The organism is Streptomyces sp. NPDC058685, from assembly GCF_042714725.1.
Classification (GTDB): Bacteria; Actinomycetota; Actinomycetes; order Streptomycetales; family Streptomycetaceae; genus Streptomyces.
In genome coordinates, this window is the sequence record NZ_JBHXSL010000066.1 from 16,119 (window position 1) to 36,335 (window position 20,217).

Sequence of the window (20,217 nt, forward strand, 5' to 3'; positions counted from 1 at the left end):
GTTCAACCTCAAGTTGCGGTCCGGCGAGGCGATCAATAAGCAAAAATCACTCATATCTATTGCACAGCATCAACGTATCCTCTTCGTGAGCAAAGACGTGGAACACAGCCACGCAAGATGGAATTCATTCAAAGCTCACCTTGGAAAAGAGATCGCCATGAAAGCTCCCAGACGTCTATTCGCAACAATTTCTGCCGCCACACTCGCGGCATTGAGTGGAATCGGAATCTCTACACCCGCCTCTTTTGCCGTAGAGACCAAATCCGATTGGGTTGCAGCCGGTCAAATATACAAGGGCAGCCACGGCATTCTTTGTATGCCCACATCGGACGACCCCTGTAGCGGAACCTTAACGGTCACCTTCAGTACGGAAAAGAATAATTCGCGCGGGCTGCCCTCCGATGCCCAAAACGCTACCCTCATAAACTATCAGAATGGCGGCGATGCCAGTGGGCGAGGCAGGGACATCTGCGCAACTAGTGGAATCTCAATTGTGGCCGGCAAGGGCTCCCAAACGTACGCATGCAAGGTTTTCGCAAAACAGGGCACCGCACATAAGTTCACCTATAATCTTCAGTCTCATAGGCGTGGTGCAGGAACAGCAGTGAACGTACATTACGAGTACGTCGCTGATAGTTTCTTCAGTACTGTATCCAATCCAGAGACGTCCCTGAAGATTGATCTACGCCCTAGCGCAACCCTCAGGTTTGACACGAGCGCCACGACCTCTGATGGCAAGGAACTGCAGCTCCAGATTGGAGACACGATATGGACCGACCCAAGCAAGCCGGTGCAGCTGTGGCTTTATCTTAGAAAGATCAGCGGATTCAGTGACACTCTCGGGAATATCGACGTAACCTACAACGGCCTTGTAGCCAGCGGTGCGGGCACTGGCATTGCGGGCACTAGGTGCACTTTCATCAGCAATGGCGGTGCAGCCCCAACTTCCATTTGCGAGCGAGAGCTGACGGCGAGTTATCCGGCAAGTCGAACAAATTCCTACGTGGGAGTGGCACCCAGTGTCACCCTCAAGCCGGGATATACCTCCGGATGGATAACCGTTGATGGATACGATAATTATGACTCTGCAGGTGGAAAGTCGATGACCATATACATTAAGAAGAAGACCCAATCGATTGTCAGTTAGGGCACTTCGGGGAAGCTGTTGGGGCACTTCTTTGTGGAGCAACAGCTGAACCCCTACTCTTACAGGTCGACGGATAGAGCGAGCAATACCAGCGTTCCAGCCTCGGCCCGAAGCAGTGACTGCGGGCCAGGGCATGACGGACAGGGCGGAGGGCGTGATCACGCCGGCCAGGTCCGACAGCCGGCGGGCCTTTTCGACCGTCGCGGCGTCAAGTGGACCAGATCATTCCGCCGTCATGAAGTATGACGACCTTGCCGTCCGCCCGAAGGACCAGCTGGGCGCCCTCGTGACCCTGGCTCTTGGAGGCCCAGATGGGGCGATCGTCGGCGTTGTGGATGACGAGGTTGCCGTCCTGCTGGAAGACTGCCCTGTGGTTGGCGCCGAACGTCATGGCCGCCCAGATGGGCTTGCCCTTCTCGTTGTAGACGACGAGGTTGCCGTCGCTCTGCATGACCATGCGGATACGGTTAGTGGACCAGGCTTGTCCGACCTGTAGGGCACTGGTCGCGTAGACGGTCATAGTGCCCCAGTTCGACTTCCGGGTCGCTTTGGCCTTGGCCTTCTTCTCGGGCGAGCTGCTCGCCTTGGAGCTCGGCGAGGGCGCGGCAGTCCGGACGACTGCGACGTTCGGAGCCTCGCTCTTGTTCGGCCTCGACTTGCCTGGGGGCGAACTGGGCTTCTCGACCACATAGCCGTCGAGCATGGCGGGGGCGGAACTCGCGTTCAGGCCGGTGGTGGAGTCCGCGGCCGGCCCGTTGGCGGAGCGGGGTCGCCCGTCGTCGTTCGCGCTCCCCGTCAGCAGGAGGGGTATGGCGACCAGGACGGCGCCGGCGATCGCCCCCGCCAGGATCAGCTTGCGGGGGCATCCTGTGTCGGTGGCGGCCGGCGTCGGCGTTCCGACGGCCGCCGCCACCGTGACGCCCCCTCTGGTCCCGACCGTAGCAACGCCGAACCCCTTGCTGGCGTCCGGCTTCATCTGCGGGAGGGGATTGCCCGGTGTGGACCATCGAGACTGCGTTGAAGCGAGACCGATAACTGCGGTGGAGGAGAGGGCGCGGCCAAAGACCCACCACCTGCGCGGACTCGTTGGCCGTGGAGCACTCGACGCAGCAAACGGTGACAGGGCATCTCGTCCCACGACTCGTTGCCTGTATCCGCCGAAGCCATTCTTCGTTTGCTGCAGGGCGTCATCAGACTCGACTGCCGCCGCGTCCGCAGACCGTGTGGCGAAGTATGCGGGACCGCCCCATGGCAGCATTGTCTCTGCAAGTAGCACGCCTGGATCGCTCTTCATGCGCCACAGGTCACTCACGACGCGATGACAGTAGTCGCATGCACTGAGGTGGGGGGCGAGGTCTGCTGCGACACGAATGCCGCGATCTCGCGCATACACCAACAGAAGGTGACGATAGCGGCGGCACTCCACATCTCTACTGAGTTCGTCATACGTATTTGTATAGGAACGATAGAATTCCGACCTCGCGCGCGCTCCCAGCGACGACACATCTGCAGGACTCACGCCCACCAACTGACTGATCCGAGCAGCGGTGTCGCACTCGACGATGCCGTGCCAGAGCACTACCTGGGTAGGTCCAGGCAGTCTAATGAAGGCACGTGCAACCAGTGAAGACGTACGCAGTACCGAGTCGCAGTTGATGCGATATTCCTCAAGTAGGAGTTCTGCAGACTTTGCAAAGCCTGGCGCTGCCCTACTTTGTGGTTCCTGTCGCGTCCATTCAGCCGCTGTGATGAGAGTTAGCGAGAGCGCCTGGGGGCGTACAGCATCCCGGATGTCGATCTGGAGGCGCAGCACTCGGTCCCACACATGGGCAGCAAGCCTGCCTGCCATCGCGGGCTCGGTAACACAGAAGTAGGCGAAGAGCCGTACAGCCTCGTAATGGCGGTGGCCAAGTTCTCCACCGATCTCCTTATACTCTACTGAGCCGTTTTGGATGAAGCGCAGCAAATCGGCATCTGAGAGCCGCGAGTAATCCACGCGGTCATCAGTCTCTCGGCGAGTAATTGTCTCCCCCTAATAATTCTCCTGACAAACTGTATTTCGTCCTGTTCCTGCCCTAGGTCGACCGCGCTGCCACAACCGTCCTCTCCCAAAAGGTCGGTGACCTTGGTGCCTGCTCGTCGAAGGGCCCAAGGCCCATCAGTGGAATGTACCGAGAGAATCAACTCCGACTGGCTGACTGTCCTTCCGCGCGATGCGCCTCGCTTCAATGCCGATTGGCCATCACCCTAAGTAGTTGTGCTTCGGGGGCGCCCTAACACAACTCCATCTATTGAGGTGGAACCATTGCGTGGCCTGGTCGCTGGTTGAGTGTGAGCACGTATGGGGTGCGGTGCTATCGCCGCCTGCACAGGAGGACCCGCGACTGCGGATGTTGGCGACCTTGAGGGAAGGACGGGTGGCGATGCACGGACAGCTCGCGAAGGGCTGCGGGGTTGCGGAGCGGTTGGTGTGCAGCGGTGGCGGGCGTTCAAGTCCCGCGGCACGCAGGCTGTTACTGGCGGGCAAGCGCGAATCCCGTGCGGGCAACGGCGAGCTGAGCAACGACTCGGCTCGTGGTGCGGTGTTGCAGGCGATGCGCGACTACACCGCGGCTGCCATAGGGCAGAGCGGGGTGATGTGGTCCCGCGCATCGGTCCGGACCGTGATCCGTCTGGTGTACGGGATGTCGGGGAGGGAGCAGGGGGTGAGCAAATGCCCGCGCTGGCACGGCTTCACGCCGCAGCGTCCCGCCCGACGCTCCTACCGGCAGCAGGGCGAAGCGGCACGGGCCTGGCTGGACGTGGAGCACCCTGCGATCGCCGCGCGGCCCTGGAAGGAGAAGGCCGAGCTGGTCCGGGCCGACCAGTGCGGGCTGCGCTCGGATAAGGCTCCGCCCGAACGTTCCTGAACCTCCGCCGGGCAGACCCCGCTGGCGCGGGTGAACGGCCGGCGTTTCAGGGGCAACATCATGTCGGCGGTCGCCTCCTGGGGCGCCCTGTGGTTCATCGCCTTCTCGGGAGAGAGCACCGCGAAGGTGTTCTGCGTCTTGCTCGAGCGCCTCGCAAAGCACGCCGGGGACAAGGTTCACGTCATCGTCGACCGGTACCACATCCGCGCCGCCCCGATCGACGACCTTGTCCGTGAGAAGCAGCGCTTCCTGCACCGCCGACAACGCCAACCCCACATCGTGACCGGCTACTCCCACGCCAGACACGTGCGCTTCACGATCAAGTAAGCAACCCATCAGCTTCGCCTCAATAACTCCCTTGGGTGGTGACGTGATCGTCAACTGTAGGTGCACTCCAGCACGAAGACCTGAGTAATCTTCACCCAATTCTGAAGGGTGTGCCCTCCCAGATCTGATGCGTTCTCATATTTCAACATCGAGTAGCTGGAGGGCGTGACCGGTAGTGGTCGGTCGGGGCGGGATGTCCGTCCACCCCTTCTGGCGGGTGCGGCCGATGGCGAGGTTGCGGAAGGTGGCTATCGCCCGTGGTGCGGCGCCGGTGCGGATGCGGGAGGCGTCTTCGGCAACGTCACGTCCCTGGTGTATTACAGGGCCTCGACCTGCCAGTATCCGCGGATGACTTTCAGATTGGATTCGATGTCGATAGATGACAGGGGGTCTGTCTGGGCAGGTCTGCGGAGTGCCCGCTGATCTTGTTCCTGATGACCAATGGGAACACCTCGCGCCGCTTCTCCCGCCGCGTCTGACGCGAAGGCACCGACACCATGAGCCACTTCCCGTGCCGAACAGAGTGGCACTGGCTGGGATCATCAATGAGGTGGAACCGTTTGATGGCCTGGTCGTTGGCTGAGTGTGATTGCGGGTGGGGGTGCGGCTGCTGTCGCCGGCTGCACAGGAAGACCTGCGGTGCGGGTGTTGGCGGCCCTGGAGTCAGGGCGGGTGGCGCCGTGCGGACAGGCCTCGGGGAGCGAGGAGCGTGAGTGTGGACCCCGACGGCCGGAGGCTGCCGGGGTCCTGTGAATCAGTTTGGGGCAGATGCAGTCGCTGTTCGCCGTGGCCACGGAGCCCACCGCAGCGGGGTGATGTCGGGAACCCAGTTGTTGACCGGTGGGTGGGCTGCTTCGGGGGAGGTGGCAAACACGGCGACAACGGTGACCGGCTGGTCACAGTGAGACCAGTTGCGGACGGTGGTGGGTGTCAGGGCCTGTTCCGGGCAGGTCACGCCCGTGGTCGCCTGGCCGGTCGCACTTCTGGTGCCGGTTGCTTTTGAGTGTCAATTACCCATGATTCCAAGGCCGACGAAGTTCTAATATATCGCTGCATTGACCTGGGCCCGAAGCCCACGGTACGAATGCTGCAGTCTTGGTAATTTCCGGAAAATCAGCCCTCCGGATTGAAACGGCCAGGGAAACTAGGCTCGTAGCCGGATGCCTCACTCGATCACGAACTACGAGCAGGAGTCGCGCAACCCGCAGGAAAAGCATCCTGAACTTAGCCGGACACTAAAAGGCTCCCTACTGCCAGCGTCGATGCATTCCGCCGTTGAGGCCCAGGTGATACGAGAATGAGAGCCTTTTCCCCTTTCGATCAGATGAGGTAGGGCCAATGTGGAGTAGCTCAAGACACCGGAAATCTATCAGCCGCCGAGGTCTTACGGCGGCCGCTCTCGCAGGTTCTCTGATCCTTTTTGCCATTCCTCACTCTTCTCTTGCCGAGGGTGAACTGATCGGAGATTCATCGCAAACATTCTATCCCGAAAAGCGTCTAGATAGCGGCACCCCATATCGGGCAGGTTGTGCAGAACTCGATGCTCTCGACGGACATCAAGCCTCGGCAGGAGAATTCACGACCTTCATCCAGTCTCGGGCAGAGCGAGACATGGAGGACTGCAGCAAGGATGACTACAAACCGGCTAGTCTCCCAAAAACTGCTGTCCAGATTGTGATGGAATGCGCCACAGGCGTTGCCGCATACTGCGAGCTTACCGAGCCGATTGAGAAGTTTCGGTACACAGAGAAGAAGGAAGGAATACTACTCGGCAAAAACTGCACCCTGGACGATAAGACCATTACACTGACCGACAAAACAGTCTTCGGCAGCAAGGATAGCCAGGGAAATGAATGGTCGCAGACCAACGGATTCAAGTTCGCCCCGAAGATTGCCAGTTCACCTGGCCCTGAAGGCGGTGCCGGCGGGGAGCTGCTCGCAGAAGTTTCCAGTGAAGAAAGACAAGGGTATTCATTCAACAGGGAAGTGAGCTACGCACACGAAACCTGGTACGCCTCTGAAAGTATTCTTCGTCCCGGGTTTGATCTTGTCGCTGACCTCGAACAGCCCGTCGTCATTGGCGGAGGCACTCTGCGAGCTCACTACCTTGTGCACGATGGCAACGAAAATCAGTGGGTCGAATGGGACGTTCAGAACTACCGCATTGCCGCACCCGAGCCCGGTAGCGCCTCCACTACCGTTCGGTCTATACCTTGCGGCTCTTCGAACGTGACGCGGTCTGCATCCGTTGTGGCAAAGGATATAGACAGCGGCAAGGTGACATTCCAATCTGCGCTGCAAGTCGTCGTGGACGGGAACGTCGACCAATCCGGCCACATCACGACGAGTGTAAATAGTGCAGCGTGGGTTGTTATCCGACTGGATAGGCAGGTCAAGGTGCGCTCAATTGCAGTAACTGGGCGCGGAGGGGAGTCCCTCACTATGTACGCAGATTCAGACCTCTCCCACGCCACGACCGTCTCAGTGGCACAGGGCGACGGCAATTCGATCCCGCAGACGGTTACTCTTGTCGACTCCAATAGATCGCGAAGGGAGCAGGTAAACTTCGACAATCTGTACACAATGGATACCCTAATTCTGAGGGTGCCACCCGGCTCGAATGTCTACCTTGATGAGGTGGAGGTATACGCTGCGTACGAGTAGCTGGGAAGCACTTGGAAAGTGAGTGTACGGCGCTGGCTGAGTGGGGCCGCACACTCACTTTCCCTACGGGACAAAGACTGCAGCTGAGGGCATCTACTTCCCTACACTCTTTGTCAAGCAGCATTGGGTGAATGGTGGTGTGACTCGGTGGCACCGTCGGTCATGAACCAGCCGCCCCGGTGTCCGTAGAGATTTCAGTTGGTGGTTGCGAACTGGTGCTTTGTGGCTGCCAGGTAGCAGTTGGAACGTGCAGCCCTCGAGCCTCTGCGAGACGTTGTCCGTCAGGGCCAGGGATCAGAAACCCGTGCAGTGGCCCGCAGGACACATCAACTGGAAGTCGGCCCGGAGGCCGTCCAGTTCCATTCAGTGGAAGGGGTTATCGTCATCCGCGTTGATCGTGGCGGCGGTCGCTGGGGCAGCCGTGTCTGGGGTGGCTGCCTGTGATCCCCCCGCCGGCGGGGACGAAGAGTCCCATACAGCGGCGGGAATCCAGCTGCTGGAACTCCGTCAACCCGCCCCGGGCCGGGGCCGAACGGACCCCAGCCCACCTGAAGGACTGAAAGATCTTCACCATTGACTACCGCCGCCCCCTGCCCGATTCGCCGTCCTCACGAAGGCTGTCACGGCCCTCACCTTCTCCAACAAGACTGGTAAAGCCCCGTGAACAGACCTCCAGGTCATCGACACAGAGCCCTGACAGACGGCGCGGGGTCGGCCGCGATGATGGGCGCGCGCCTGACTAACGGCGTAGACCCCTACGACGCAGCGCCGGGGCGTGCTGAGCCAGTTGGACCTCGCCCTCGACAACCCCCGCGCCCCGGCTGCCGGCTCGGTGCATGCCACCCCTGTTCACGCCGCCGGGCGAGCCGGGCTGAGTGCCCCTCGGCGCCGACTTGATCGAGACCCACACCCGACGGGGCCGCATCGACGAAGCAGAAGGGGATGGGCAACGACGCAGGTCCATGATCGGCAACGAGAATCGGAGCCTCCCCCTATCGGGTGACATCAGGCTGTGGCGAGGGCGGTCGGAGTGTTCGCGGTAGAGATTTGGGTGTGAACCGATAGCTTTGCACGTCCCCGGGCCCTGCTGTCCCGTGTCCCTGACAGGCGCGGCAAAAGGGCCCGGCCCCGTTATGCGGGCGGCCTGTCCGGCAGTAGATAGACCGAGGCCAGGGCCCGGCGGATGCGGGGTGCGAGGTTCAGTTGGCGGCCGTCTTCGGTGTTCCACCAGCGGCGCGGGCCGATCTCGGGGGCGGTGTTGATGGCGATCCCTCGCCCACCATCACGGCCGACGCGAGCACATAAGCGACACCGTCCAAGCCATCGCCGGGCTGCTGTCACACCAGCAGACCTACACCCTCGCGACCCATCAGCGAATGTGAACACCCGGCGGAACCGCACCTCTCGACGCGCCACCGCCAACCATGCACGAGCTCGTTAGCCGGACGCTGAAGTGCGGCGGGCGGCGGGCGGCGGGCGGGACCATCGGCAGGTGATCAACGTGATCGCGTGGAATGCACTCAAAGCGCGGCCCACCCGATCTAGTTTGCCCCGAGATAGAAAAGCATGGCGAACGTGGACCAAACAAGAGCCATCAATGTTACGGCAACGCCTGCGTTGAAGGCAGCAACACCACGTTTTCGATTCATTCCAGATGCCGTCACCCGGCGGGAACGCCATCCTAGCCACAAACACAAAAGTGCAGGAATCAGAAAGAAGGCTGCGAGAAAGAGAGGGCCAAGGATTGATGTCGCCGCGCATAGGAACAGCGTGACATTGGGAAGTCGCGCGCTGTCGCGACCATCACTGGGAAGAGTCATAGTGCAGCTTCGCATCTGCCAGGAAGGTGGTACATGAGTACTCCTACTCATGTCGTACACATCAGGAAGCGCGGCCTCGGGGCGCACTCCCGGCAGGAACGCGTGACGCCGCAACCCGATCATCCGGCGGAGCATCTCACTGCAAGCGTTCAAAAAGACCTACTGAGAAGTCGCTTTCGCGTGAGTTGCCTATGTATTCGTTGATTGTTGGAGCGCGAGATGGTGGCAGCTGTGGTTGAGGACCGTTGTCGAATGGGGTGACAGGTGGCGCGTGATGTGGCTTGCGTCTACCTCATCACAGAATGTACGGTTTTATCGACTGCTTCCGCTGTCATTGCTGTGCACCTGAGCGCACTCGGTCCGCAGCGGCACAGCGGAAGCATGCCTGCGTGACGCCTGTATCCGAGAGATCTGTCCGATGCCGGCTGGGAGTTGATCGCACCGGTCCATGCCGCCTGGCGCTGCGAACATCGCGGCAGGGCCCTGGACTTCGGCCGGCTACCCGAGCACGAGCTGCGCGACATCATGGGCGCGACCTTGTACGTGGACGGCACCCGGGTCCAGTGGCGCTACCTCCCGCACGACTTCCCGAACTGGATCAGGGTCTACGCCTACTTCGCAAAGTGGCAGCAGGAAGGCGCGTTCCCCAGCTCAACGGCCTGCTCAGGCATTCCTCCGGCAGAACAAGGGACGGGACGCAGAGCCGTCTGCCTGCGTGATCGACGCCTCGAACGTCAAGACCTCCACCAGCGTCCCCGCCTCGAGGCAGAGCGCCGACGCGGCAAGGAAGTGGGCAGGAAGCGAAGCATCGTCACCGACACGATCAGACTCCTGCTCGCGGTGCTGGTCACCGCGGCAAGCGTGCAGGACCCCGTTGCCGGCACCCGGCCCCATGACCGACCTCAAGACCCGCCGCCTCACCGGTGACAACACCATCTCCTAGGCGCGACCGACACCACAGACCAAACAGCTGATCCCGAGATAGGGCAACGGGAGAAAACGATCTCTGAGTACTGGTTACCCATGCGCCTAGAGGTCCTAACAGAAGTCATTGATGGTGTGACTGTCGGCTTGGATGCTCGTTGGTCTGTCCGTGGGGAGAGGGATGTGCGGCCGTGGATCGTCTCGGACGAACTGTGGTTGCTGATCGAGCCGTTGTTGCCGGAGCCGGGTCCGAAGCTGGTCGCGGGTCGGCCGAGGGTGCCTGATCGGCAGGCTCTGTGCGAGATCCTGTTCGTGCTGCGTACCGTCATCCAGTGGGAGTACCTGCCCCAGGAGCTCGGCTTCGGGTCCGGGATGACGTGCCGGCGGCGGCTTGCCGCGTGGAACGAGGCCCGGCGTGTGGGACCGGCTCCATGCCGTGCTGCTGACGAAGCTGCGGATGGCGAAGCAGTTGGACTGGTCGCGGGCGGTGATCGACTCCAGCCACGTGCGGGCCGCTCGGCGGGGTCCCAAAAGCGGGCCGAGCCCAGTCGACCGCGCACGACCGGGCAGCAGGCGAATTTGAGGAAGGCTTCGTGTACGTCTGCGCGTCGTTCCCAGCGGATGCGGAGGGTTTTGCAGCCGTGGAGCCAGGCGAAGCTGCGTTCGACGACCCAGCGGTAGGTGCCCAACCCGGTGCCGCGGAGAGTGCCCCGGCGGGCGATGGCCGGCACGATGCGGCGTTGTCGGACCTTGTCGCGGTAGACGTCGTGGTCGTAGCCGCGGTCGGCGAAGAGTGAGTCCGGCTTGTGTCGCGGGTGCCCGACCCGGCCCCTGATGGGTGGGATGGCGTCGATAAGCGGCATGATCTGGGTGACGTCGTTGCGGTTGCCGCCAGTGAGAATCACGGCGAGCGGGGTGCCGTGCCCGTCGGTGATCAGATGGTGTTTCGATCCCGTTCGGCCACGATCGATCGGACTCGGTCCCGCCTGGCTCCCCCTTTTACGGCCCGCACGTGGCTGGAGTCGACCACCGCACGCGACCAGTCGAGACAGGAGGCTGCGTTGAGCTCGGCCAGCAGCACTTCGTGCAGCTGCTGCCAGACGCCGGCCTCGTTCCAGTCCCGCAGCCGCCGCCAGCACGTCATCCCCGACCCGAAGCCGAGCTCCTGGGGCAGGCACTCCCACTGGATGACGGTATGCAGCACGAACAGGATCCCGCACAGAGCCTGTCGGCCCGGCAGCGGCTTCCGGCCCGGGTGCCGCAACCGGCGTTCCTTGCGGGGCAGCAGCGGCTCGATCCGCGCCCACAGGCCATCCGACACGATCCACGGCAAAGCCCCCGTGCCCGGACAACGCTGAACCTGACGCGGTCACGGTCACCAGGACCGAACCACGTCATTCTTGAGCCGTTGTAAATCAAATACACCCTATGCCTAATAAGTGAACACCATGCGAGTTCGCTTGCTCCGGTGTAAAGTTGAATTAGCGTACCTGCGGCGCAACAAGGAGATTCCATGGGCAATCTTGATCGAGCCTGGCCCTTCGTTGGTCGTGGCAATGAGGTGACCGCGTTCAAACGCGCACTTTTGGATCTTGAGTGCCACGCTTTCATCATCCAGGGCCCAGAAGGTGTGGGGAAGACGCGCCTGGCGGAGGAATGCCAGCGGCTAGCACGCGAACTCGGTCATCGATCAGGGAGGGCAGCTGCCAGCAGTGATTCTGGATTTCCACTCGCCTCCATGGCTCATCTCCTACCAAAGACGGTGGCCGTCTCTACCCCTATGGAAATATTTCAGGGCGCTAGCGATGCACTCCTGCCGACGGGATCCAGAAGAGGCAAGTACGTAATACTGGTGGATGATATCTCGCTCCTGGACGGAGCCTCGGCTACTCTTATCGATCAACTAATCAATGCCGAGTCAGCTTTTCTTATAACAACAATTCAGCAGGGAGCGGATCTCAATAGACTTGCTTCGAATATGCGAAGTGCCAGTGCAGCTCATCGCATCGATCTGCATTCATTCGACCGAGACGAGATCGATGAAATCTTGACATCATTCCTGGGTGGCACGATAGAGCCCCGGACGGCAGAGCAGCTCTACGCCACAAGCAGGGGCAATGCATTGTTTATTCACGAGCTCACCCTTGGCGCTTTGGCATCAAACGCCCTGACGTTCGACGGAGAAATATGGCATGTTGCGGAAAACTACCCACAGACGGGTCTGATCACCGATTTGATCAACGAACGATTGTCTGCCATTGAAGGCAGTTCCCGGAGACTACTGGAATTGCTTTCTTTGTGTGGGGTGGTGAATGCTCAATGGTTTCCCCACGAAGTTTACGAGCTGGAATCTGCCGGTCTCGTGCAAATCCTACGGCAAGGTCGTCGAGAAAAGACCGAGCTCTCGCATCCGCTATACGGGAAGGTGCTCCAATCTGATCTGACAGTATCCCGGAAGAAGGAATTGCTCCTGGAGCAGGTTGCTCGAATCCGTGCGGCGGGGAGCCGCAGACGCGAGGACGTTGAGCACGTCGCAATGTGGGAACTGACCGCGACAGGTACGGCGGACACGGCACTTCTGATGAGCGGTGCGAGAATCGCTATGGGCGTACACGACTATCGCGGAGCGAGAACTCTCGCTGCCGCGGCCCGCCACGGGGACGACAGCTTCTGGCCTCGGCTACTTCTCGGTGCGGCTCTGGACGAACTGGGCGAACCCCGGGAAGCGTTGGAAGTCTTGAAAGAGGCTTCGGCTCGCGCCTCCACCGATGACGAGCACGTTCATGCGTCAATAGCAATGACACGCATTACCGCTTGGTCGTTGTTGGACATAAAGGAAGCGCTCCACCTCAATTCCGAGGCCGTCACCAAGGTGCACACGCCAGAGGCCCGCGCAGCCCTGCAAGCTACAAGAGGGGTCCTTCTTGCGTCGGTTAGTAGACATCAAGAAGCACTGAAGCTTCTGCAGAACATCGATGCCGTGCCAAACTCATATATCAGGACGATCGGAGAAGGCACATTCGCTGCTTGTTTGGCTGCCACGGGGCAGGTGAAGAAGTCCCTTGAATTGGCTAGAGCCGCTCACGCAGAGCGCCTCGGTATAACGGACCCCACAGGGCTCCCCCATCCCGTGCAATACCTCACACCTCTGACTTTCGCATTGCAAGAGTCCGGAAGAATTGACGAGGCATACGCCGTTGGAGTTGAGGGATGGGCGAGCGCATCTGCCGATGATGCTCCTGAGGCGCTGGCCTGGACCGCAACATCCCTCGCCCGATGTGCATTGCTTCAAGGGCGTCCACTGACTGCCAGACGTTGGGCTGCCCAAGGTGCTGCTCTCGGGCGCAGGTACTCCCTGATGCAGACGCTTCACCAGGCACTCGTGCGAATCGCCGAGGCCGCTGCTCTTTTGCATGATACTGAGGCCGCCGAACGAGCGCTAAGAGAAGCTGAACCCTTTCCAGATTCAGGGCCGTTCGTCCCCGAACTCCGCCTCGGTAAAATCTGGTTGGCAGTCTCCGTCGGCAATCTCACGAGTGCTCGGTCCGAACTCATCGACGCCGCGCAAGAGGCACGCGAACTGAATCATTTGGCCAGCGAGGCTCGAATCTTGACAGACCTCTGCAGGGTCGGAAGAGCACAGCTTGCGGTTGACCGTCTCAGCGAGCTTGCCGACGCAACCGACGGCGAGTTGACCAAAGTACGCGCGCGCTACGCAGCAGCTATGGCAACGAAAGACCCGCAAGAACTCTTCGACTGCTCGAGTTCACTCGCGGAGGTTGGGGCCAACCTCATGGCAGCTGAATCCGCTTCTGCGGCAGCAACCACATGGGAGCGCCAGGGAAGTTCACGTCGGGCTACAACAGCTCGAAACAAGGCGATCTCACTCGCGCGAAAGTGTCAAGGAGCAAGAACACCAGACCTGATTCCTTCCCTGACTCCTACACGGCTCACAGAACGCGAAACGCAGATCGCCCTTCTTGTCTCCCAAGGCTCTACCACGGCCGAGGTAGCGAAGCAACTGATTGTTTCGAAACGAACGGTTGATAATCATCTGCAAACAATCTTCCGCAAGCTTGGTATCACGAGTCGCAAGTCCCTTACCAGCGCACTGTCAGGCGAGTTCTGAGCAGTGAGCCCTTTCCGACTTGGCGGTGATGACTCGGGCGGATTGAACCGTTTGGCCTCGATTCGTCAGAAGCCCTTTCTGCAAGTCAGCAGGTTGTAGATAATGGGTGGTCCCGGGTAATGCGATGGGTGGAGCATAGTGCTCGTCGGAGGATGCGCCAGGATTTCAACGTCACGCAGGCGTGTTCACCGGGCGCGCGCAGGCGGGCATGGGCGCGGTTGAACTGCTGGTAGTGCTCGGGTTGTTCGCGGTGGTAGTAGGGGGTGCGGACGGTGGCGCCGACTCCCTGGTAGGCGAGGTCGGCCAGGACGAGCATCGCGCGTGACGCAGGCCTAAACGATGCCGTGGGCTCGGGCCGCGGTCAGGTCGTGAGCTCAGCCCGGCGGAGTTGGCGAGAGCCACGGGGGAGCCGTCCGGGGGCACTGAAGTCGCGCTGGCAGAAGCTGAGCTGCTTCAAACACGCCCTGCTGGTCCTGGCTCGCCTGCGGAAGGGCCGGCGATCCGGGCGACGGCGAAGGCCGAGAACGGTGCGGTGCTGTTCGCCGACCAGGTCGGCATCCGTTCCGATCAGGTCACCGGTCGCACCTGGGGCGAGAGGGGCCGTACCCCCATCGTGCGCCGCACCGGCAACCGGTTCTCCGTGAATGCGATGTCCGCGATCAGCACGAAGGGCCGGATGCACTTCATGGTGTTCACCGAGACCTTCGACGCCAAGGTCATGTGCCGCTTCCTCGACCGGCTCATCGGCCATTTCGACCGCAAGATCCACCTCGTGGTGGACGGTCACTCCGCACACCGCTCCCGGGTGGTCCGCACATGGCTGGCCGAGCACGCCGACAGGATCGAGCTGCACTTCCTGCCCTCGTACTCGCCCGAGCTGAACCCCGACGAACTCGTCAACGCCGACCTCAAACGAAGTCTGCCCATGAGCAGCAGGGCCCGCAACCAGGCCCAACTCGCTGCCGAGGCACGCAGGTTCTTCCACCGCCGCCGGCGCCAGCCCCACATCGTCCGCGGCTACTTCGGCGGCCCCCACGTCCGCTACACCCTCGAAGAGAACCCTTTGAGTTTCTGATCAAGAGAGCGCCCACCCCCTGAAGAGGGACCATCCGGAACCTGTATCAAGTCCTGGAACGCGAACCAGGCTCACCAGGAAGATGTAGGGGCGGATCTGTGTGTTCAGGACGCTAACCCTGACGAAGGTGCCGCGTCGGATCGACTGTCGGGTCAGCAGTCCCAACCAGCTCTCGATCTGATCCGGCAGGCAGCTTTACCGCCTTCTTGAGAAAGGCCAGCGGAATTCACGGCCTTCCGGCGCGACTTGCACTCGCCGATGGCAACGTTGAGTGCGGCGCCATAGTTCCCCTGCGGGACGTGGTCGGGCAAGTGACTTTCTCGGTGGCCGAGAAGGTCACCGGCAGCGCGACCACGTCCGGTGCAGCGCCTGGATCTGCGTCTTCTCGGTCGATCGAGAGCACGGCCTCGCCACCCGGCCGGGCGAGGCAGAGGCCGACCAGATGCGACCGGCGACAACCTACGCACGCCCCCATCCTGGACACACACGACCAACCACCAGCAGTCACCGGTTTCCGCTCCGCACTACGGCAGCCTGACCGGAAAACGTCGATTGAGTAGAGAATACTCATACAAATAGTGCCCAATCCGGCAACCATCGGAGGTACCGAAAGCCAGATTTCGATCCCAAGGGAGTGGTTCCAATCCTGATTCAATCACAGTGTGAGATGTATTTCGATCAGGATGGGACGATGAGCCTAGGGCGCCGCGATGTGGCCCCTTCCCCCGCCGATGTCCGTGTGATCCTGCCGCATTCCCCCAGAGCCGCCCAGATGGCGAGGGCTCTGGCTCGCGATATTACGGAGGGGCGCGTGGACCCCGAAACGACTGAGGAAACGTTGCTGGTGGTCTCGGAACTGGTGACCAATTCGGTCATTCACGCCCTTCCGCCATTGGTGTTCGAGCTGACGGTCACTCATGACCATACCGGGCGCGTCGGCATACACATCGAGGTAACCGACGGAGGCCCCAATTTCGAAGCGTCATTGCTGCCCGACGACGAGCATGGGCGGGGTGCCTGCATTACGCAATCGCTTGCCCGTGAGACCGGAGGATCCGAGGGACCTGCTGGGGGCACACACTGGGCGGACATGATCGACCGCACGAGCTGTACGAATCGGGCTCCTGCCTGACGCAAGCCGCGAGAAGCGTCGGAATGCAGCGGCCAGGCCCTTGTCCAGGATCTGGCGAGTCCCCGGCACAGCGTTCTGGCCGCCACGACGTCGGCGGGATCAGCAAGTCCACCCTCTCGCAAGGTCGAGGCCTCGCTCTCCAATGCGACGGCCGCCCTGATCAGTGGGACGCGCCGGCTGGCCGATCTAGCGGATTGTTCCGGTGCGTATCGACCTTCCACGGCCCGGTGGCATCGACTTCGGTTCGAACGCTTGGGGCTGTCGATCCGCCTTACGCTTGCCGCACTGGGCCGGCGGCCTTTGCCCGCCTTCGCCCTGCCCTGCTCCGGCACAGGGAGCGCACCCATCCTGGCGAACCGCTCGAGGAGTACCTTGAGGCGCAGCGGTATGCTCAGCCGTTTCAGCAACGGGGTCGACCTGCCGCAGCAAATGCAGTCCGCCGTGGCCGACATCGCCGAGTCGCTGACTTTGCCCGGCACCATGGGCGGCGCTGTCGGCCACCTCACCACCGCGCTGGTCGGCGCGCTGCGCGAACGGCGCCCGAGCGTTCGCGCCCTGGCCGGCTGTACGCGCCTGGCCGATTTCCTGAAAGCCGAACCGGACCTGGAAACGCTGAGCTTCGCGACCTACCTGCTCGCTGGTGACCGTACCCACCGCGACTTCGGACGGCTGCTGCAGCGCATCATGTGGCTCATGCCGGGCTCCATACTTTGTGATCACCAGGCGTAACCAACTGCAGCCGGCCGCGGGGAGTCTGTCGGGCCAGATCGACTGTGCCGGCTCCGCCGCCTGGCCCCGCCTGGTACCGCACGTACCGGACTCTCGTGGTCACGGCGGGCCCGCGGGCGCGGAGGACTGTGACGACACCTCGCCCGCCGCCTGGCCCAGGCGGACGACCCCTTAACCGCAGGCCTGCAACACGCTGTAAAGCGTGTGCCCAGGGCTGTGTTCGAGCAGGCAGAAGCGGGTTCCGTGGCCTGTGGATCATGCGGCGAGGCCGAGGTAGTGCATGCGGGCGAAGGCATGCTCGACACGGGCCCGGACTTTCCGGCGCTCGGCGTTGTCTTCTTCTTCGCCGGGCAGCAGGGCTCGTCCGGGTTACCGGGGATCGGCCGGGCCGCGGCGATCACGAGCTTCGTTTCGGCATCGATGATCCTGCACGTATGCCGAGAACCGGTAGTTGCGTGAGGAGGCTCCGGTCGTGCGGTCGCGGACGGGGACCAGGGTGCCGTCCACGATCCACAACCGTTTACGTGTCGGCCGGGTGGGCAGCCGGCTCGATCGCCAGAAGCGGCGGCAGTTGCTGGATCACCCGGCACACCGTCGCCGGGGAGTCCCCGAACAACGGCGCCAGATGCCGCATCGTGAAATTCATGCGGTAGTAGACCGCCACCACCAGCCGGTCGGCCAACGGCAGACACCACGGCCGACCACCACCGCGTCCGTTCCCGCCACGTTCACGGGCGAACCTCTCCACCCACAACGGCTCAGCCCTCAACCCCCACGCCTACAAGAGAAATGCAACACACTAGGACCTTGTCCTACCTGGTTGTTGGTCGTTGAGAGGTGCATGGGGAGCGTTGGGTGGGGTTGGATCGTTCCGGATGGGCTGTGGGAGATCCCGGCACCGTTGTTGCCACCGGTCCGGGTGAGGCCGCAGGGTGGCGGGGTCGCGACCATCGATGACAGGGCGGTCTTCGCAGCGGTCATTTGGGTGCTGGTCAGCGGCTGTTTCTGGCGCGCACTGCCGCCCTGTCTCGGGGCGTCGAGGTCGACTGCGCATCGCCGGTTCCTGATCTGGCCGCGGGCCGGCGTGTGGGGCAGAGGCTGCACCAGAGGGTGCTCCAACTCCTGGACGGGCAGAGGTTGGTGGACCTATCCCGTGCGGTCCTCGACTCTGCCCATGTCCGCGCTGAAGGAGGGCGAACTTGCAGGTCCGAGCCCCGTGGACCGGCCAAGCCGGGTTCCAAGATGCATGTTCTGTCCGACGCGGCCGGTCGAATGTGGCGTCGCACGATTGAAGTCCTGGCGAATCTTCCGCAAATCCCCGGGGTACGTCCGAATTGAATGCCTTCTCTTCAATCGCGGTCTCCATCCGCATCCTGCGGTACCGTTGAAATGGCTCTGTGTCCGGAGAATTCCCAGGTGAGCGGCACAGCTCGAAACACCTTTCGACACCGGATGCTAATAGGAAAGCAAGGGTCAACTCTCCTCGGATTCAGGCCGGCGGAGAGGAGGGCGAGACGAGGGAAATTCTGGATACCATCGCCGCAAGGCCCGTTCTTCGGGAACAGTGTAGTTTGCATCGAGCAGGTTCAAGAATAGGACATCCATTGTGCGACTCCAGAAGCTGCAGACGCAGTCCCGTCGCCCGCAAGATCTCTTCACGAGTCCTCCTGGCTCGTGCTCCAGGAGCTGGTGCAATGGGCCTTCCCGCTGCGACACACTGTCGACCAGACGTGAAGAACAGTGTCTTGAGGATTGGCTGCCACGGTTACCTCGGCTTCTCTCAGAGCACGTGAGCGGGGCATGCCTCCCTCCCTGGGCTGGCTACTAGGGACTCGCAGTACGGACCTACACCCAGACGTCACATCATCACGCAAACGCCTCGAGCACCTTCAATTGCGCCGCAACTTTAATCCAAACGGTAGGCATTCTGGGTCTTGAATGCTGCGTGATTGAATTGGGGCGGGACGCACGACAGGTGTCGCCGTGGGCGCAGGGAAGCGTTGCGACTACGGACGATCGTGGCGTTTATGGAGGCCGGGATCGCGAGGACGTGGCGGCGCCGTACGGATCCGGTATCGCTCGCGAATTCCTGAGTCGAAGATAGCCTCATCGGTCCCAATAGGAATGAGTATGAACTACCCAATATGCAGATTGCAGTCTACGCCTTAGCATGGAGCCGAAACTGATGGGTGCCTTGGCCAGTGGACCTCTTTCATCCTGGTTCTGGGGGTTAGAAGGCCTGTTCAGTAGGGGGTGACGTGCCGAAGCCCCTCGTCGTTGGTTGTTGTGATCTCACTCCACACAACCATCGCCGGGGGCTTCGTTGATTCCGTACCCTTCCATGCGCGACGTCCCGCATGAGCTGGATTGAGCATGTCTCATGGCTGATCTACGCCCGAAAGCGTGAACTGAATACGCTCTGGGCTGCTTCAAGCAGGCGCTGCTGGTACTCGCACATCTGCGCAGGAACGAGACGTACACGCAAGTCGGTGCCCGGTTCGGGGTCTCGGAGGCGATGTGGCGCTACGTCGACGAGCCCCTCGAGGTGTTGGCCGCGGGGTACCGGGCTTGCACGAGGCGCTGGTGGGTCGGGGTGAGGGTGACTTTGTCATCGTCGACGGCCCCCTGATTCCCACGGACGGCTCGCCGCGGATGAGCCCTCCTACTCCCTGGAGCACAAGAGGCACGGCATGAACCGACGACCTCACCGCGAGTGCGAACGCGTCGGTGACAGCCTGGCCGACTCCTCGGAGAAGCACCGCCGCCACGGCGGTGAGCGTGCCGGCGGGCAGGATGTGCTCGGGATCGGTCTCCCGCAGGAGACGCAGCAGTCCAGCGGCCCCTTCGGACACGTGGTTGATGACGGCAGTGGCGTAGGCGTGGGCGGTGCGGACGCAGATGCAGAAACCTGAGGCGATCTGCGCGAGCGTGTCGTGCCGGCGGAGGCACACGAGGCCGACGACCCGCTGGTGGCAGCTTGCAGCAGCGGTCACCCTCACGGGTGGACGATGAGCATGGATCCCCATTCGACCAGGCCGTGAGACAGGTCGAGTGCCGCAGCAACGGAAACCAACCAGGCTCCTGCGCCGATGAGTTGAGACGCCGCACACCTCCCTCAACCGCACAGGAGCCTCATGCACTGCGGAGACCGTCCTCGTCACCCGCGGGACGATCTTCCACGCCCCCCTCGGTGCCTGGAAGGCCCCTTGTCACGAGGTCTCAAAAGACGCGTTCCAGCCGCTCGTGGGGCCTGGCCGACCTCCAGTGAGCAGAGCTTGGCGAGCACCTGCGGGTCCTGGACGTCGAGCCAGTCGCAGAACTGCCGGAAGGACACGAGCCGTACGTCCTTCTTTCCGGCCAT

Annotated in this window: 7 protein-coding genes and 10 pseudogenes; 12 read left to right on the forward strand and 5 right to left on the reverse strand. The window is 61.9% G+C overall.

Annotated elements, in window-relative coordinates; all coding sequences use genetic code 11:
* The first annotated feature begins 85 nt into the window (after positions 1-85).
* Complete coding sequence (locus ACFWU3_RS32800; RefSeq protein ID WP_384444709.1) at positions 86-1,147, forward strand: hypothetical protein; 1,062 nt, start codon at positions 86-88, stop codon at positions 1,145-1,147.
* Positions 1,148-1,355: 208 nt separating this feature from the next.
* Here the strand turns inward: ACFWU3_RS32800 and ACFWU3_RS32805 are convergent, their stop codons facing one another.
* The gene (locus ACFWU3_RS32805) at positions 1,356-2,123 is read right to left on the reverse strand and encodes a mannose-binding protein (protein WP_384444711.1); all 768 of its coding nucleotides are present in this window, start codon (positions 2,121-2,123) and stop codon (positions 1,356-1,358) included.
* Between the two features lie 1,447 nt (positions 2,124-3,570).
* Between ACFWU3_RS32805 and ACFWU3_RS32810 the strand changes: the two genes are divergently transcribed.
* From ACFWU3_RS32810 to ACFWU3_RS32830, 5 genes and pseudogenes are all read left to right on the forward strand, one after another.
* On the forward strand, positions 3,571-4,056 hold the full coding sequence (locus ACFWU3_RS32810; RefSeq protein WP_384444713.1) for a winged helix-turn-helix domain-containing protein: 486 nt from the start codon (positions 3,571-3,573) through the stop codon (positions 4,054-4,056).
* Between the two features lie 18 nt (positions 4,057-4,074).
* Positions 4,075-4,383 (forward strand): annotated as a pseudogene (locus tag ACFWU3_RS32815) (transposase); the annotation flags it as partial.
* A gap of 1,611 nt (positions 4,384-5,994) precedes the next feature.
* The gene (locus tag ACFWU3_RS32820; RefSeq protein WP_384444715.1) at positions 5,995-7,047 is read left to right on the forward strand and encodes a hypothetical protein; all 1,053 of its coding nucleotides are present in this window, start codon (positions 5,995-5,997) and stop codon (positions 7,045-7,047) included.
* Between the two features lie 2,216 nt (positions 7,048-9,263).
* Positions 9,264-9,749 (forward strand): annotated as a pseudogene (locus tag ACFWU3_RS32825) (transposase); the annotation flags it as partial.
* 225 nt (positions 9,750-9,974) lie between these two features.
* A pseudogene (locus ACFWU3_RS32830) lies at positions 9,975-10,365 on the forward strand (transposase); the annotation flags it as partial.
* Here ACFWU3_RS32830 and ACFWU3_RS32835 read toward each other — a convergent pair.
* A pseudogene (locus ACFWU3_RS32835) lies at positions 10,358-11,124 on the reverse strand (IS5 family transposase); the annotation flags it as partial. The pseudogenes ACFWU3_RS32830 and ACFWU3_RS32835 sit on opposite strands and share 8 nt — an antisense overlap.
* 180 nt (positions 11,125-11,304) lie before the next feature.
* Here ACFWU3_RS32835 and ACFWU3_RS32840 point away from each other — a divergent pair.
* Entirely contained in the window at positions 11,305-13,920 is a 2,616-nt protein-coding gene (locus ACFWU3_RS32840; protein WP_384444716.1) for a LuxR C-terminal-related transcriptional regulator, read from the forward strand.
* A gap of 85 nt (positions 13,921-14,005) precedes the next feature.
* Here ACFWU3_RS32840 and ACFWU3_RS32845 read toward each other — a convergent pair.
* Positions 14,006-14,303: pseudogene (locus tag ACFWU3_RS32845) on the reverse strand (transposase family protein); the annotation flags it as partial.
* Between the two features lie 110 nt (positions 14,304-14,413).
* On the opposite strand from ACFWU3_RS32845, the pseudogene ACFWU3_RS32850 reads away from it, so the two are divergent.
* The 3 genes and pseudogenes from ACFWU3_RS32850 to ACFWU3_RS32860 all read left to right on the forward strand — a co-directional run.
* Positions 14,414-14,995: pseudogene (locus tag ACFWU3_RS32850) on the forward strand (IS630 family transposase); the annotation flags it as partial.
* Between the two features lie 691 nt (positions 14,996-15,686).
* Positions 15,687-16,127 (forward strand): ATP-binding protein, encoded by a 441-nt coding sequence (locus tag ACFWU3_RS32855; protein WP_384444728.1) that lies wholly within the window; start codon positions 15,687-15,689, stop codon positions 16,125-16,127.
* A gap of 387 nt (positions 16,128-16,514) precedes the next feature.
* Positions 16,515-16,856: a hypothetical protein gene (locus ACFWU3_RS32860; protein ID WP_384444718.1), complete on the forward strand. Its 342-nt coding sequence runs from the start codon at positions 16,515-16,517 to the stop codon at positions 16,854-16,856.
* A 279-nt stretch (positions 16,857-17,135) separates the two neighbouring features.
* Here ACFWU3_RS32860 and ACFWU3_RS32865 read toward each other — a convergent pair.
* Positions 17,136-17,625: pseudogene (locus tag ACFWU3_RS32865) on the reverse strand (transposase family protein); the annotation flags it as partial.
* A 72-nt stretch (positions 17,626-17,697) separates the two neighbouring features.
* Here ACFWU3_RS32865 and ACFWU3_RS32870 point away from each other — a divergent pair.
* Together ACFWU3_RS32870 and ACFWU3_RS32875 are read left to right on the forward strand one after the other, a co-directional pair.
* Positions 17,698-18,125: pseudogene (locus ACFWU3_RS32870) on the forward strand (transposase); the annotation flags it as partial.
* Positions 18,126-19,197: 1,072 nt separating this feature from the next.
* Positions 19,198-19,552, forward strand: a pseudogene (locus ACFWU3_RS32875) (transposase family protein); the annotation flags it as partial.
* A 78-nt stretch (positions 19,553-19,630) separates the two neighbouring features.
* On the opposite strand, the pseudogene ACFWU3_RS32880 reads toward ACFWU3_RS32875, so the two are convergent.
* Positions 19,631-19,929: pseudogene (locus tag ACFWU3_RS32880) on the reverse strand (IS5/IS1182 family transposase); the annotation flags it as partial.
* Positions 19,930-20,217 lie beyond the last annotated feature (288 nt).

Excerpts from the sequence above, each read along its gene's own strand:
- ACFWU3_RS32805 (WP_384444711.1), bottom strand. The coding sequence starts at position 2,123 with ATGAAGCCGGACGCCAGCAAGGGGTTCGGCGTTGCTACGGTCGGGACC.
- ACFWU3_RS32810 (WP_384444713.1), top strand. The coding sequence starts at position 3,571 with ATGCACGGACAGCTCGCGAAGGGCTGCGGGGTTGCGGAGCGGTTGGTG.
- ACFWU3_RS32820 (WP_384444715.1), top strand. The coding sequence starts at position 5,995 with ATGGAGGACTGCAGCAAGGATGACTACAAACCGGCTAGTCTCCCAAAA.
- ACFWU3_RS32840 (WP_384444716.1), top strand. The coding sequence starts at position 11,305 with ATGGGCAATCTTGATCGAGCCTGGCCCTTCGTTGGTCGTGGCAATGAG.
- ACFWU3_RS32855 (WP_384444728.1), top strand. The coding sequence starts at position 15,687 with ATGAGCCTAGGGCGCCGCGATGTGGCCCCTTCCCCCGCCGATGTCCGT.
- ACFWU3_RS32860 (WP_384444718.1), top strand. The coding sequence starts at position 16,515 with ATGCTCAGCCGTTTCAGCAACGGGGTCGACCTGCCGCAGCAAATGCAG.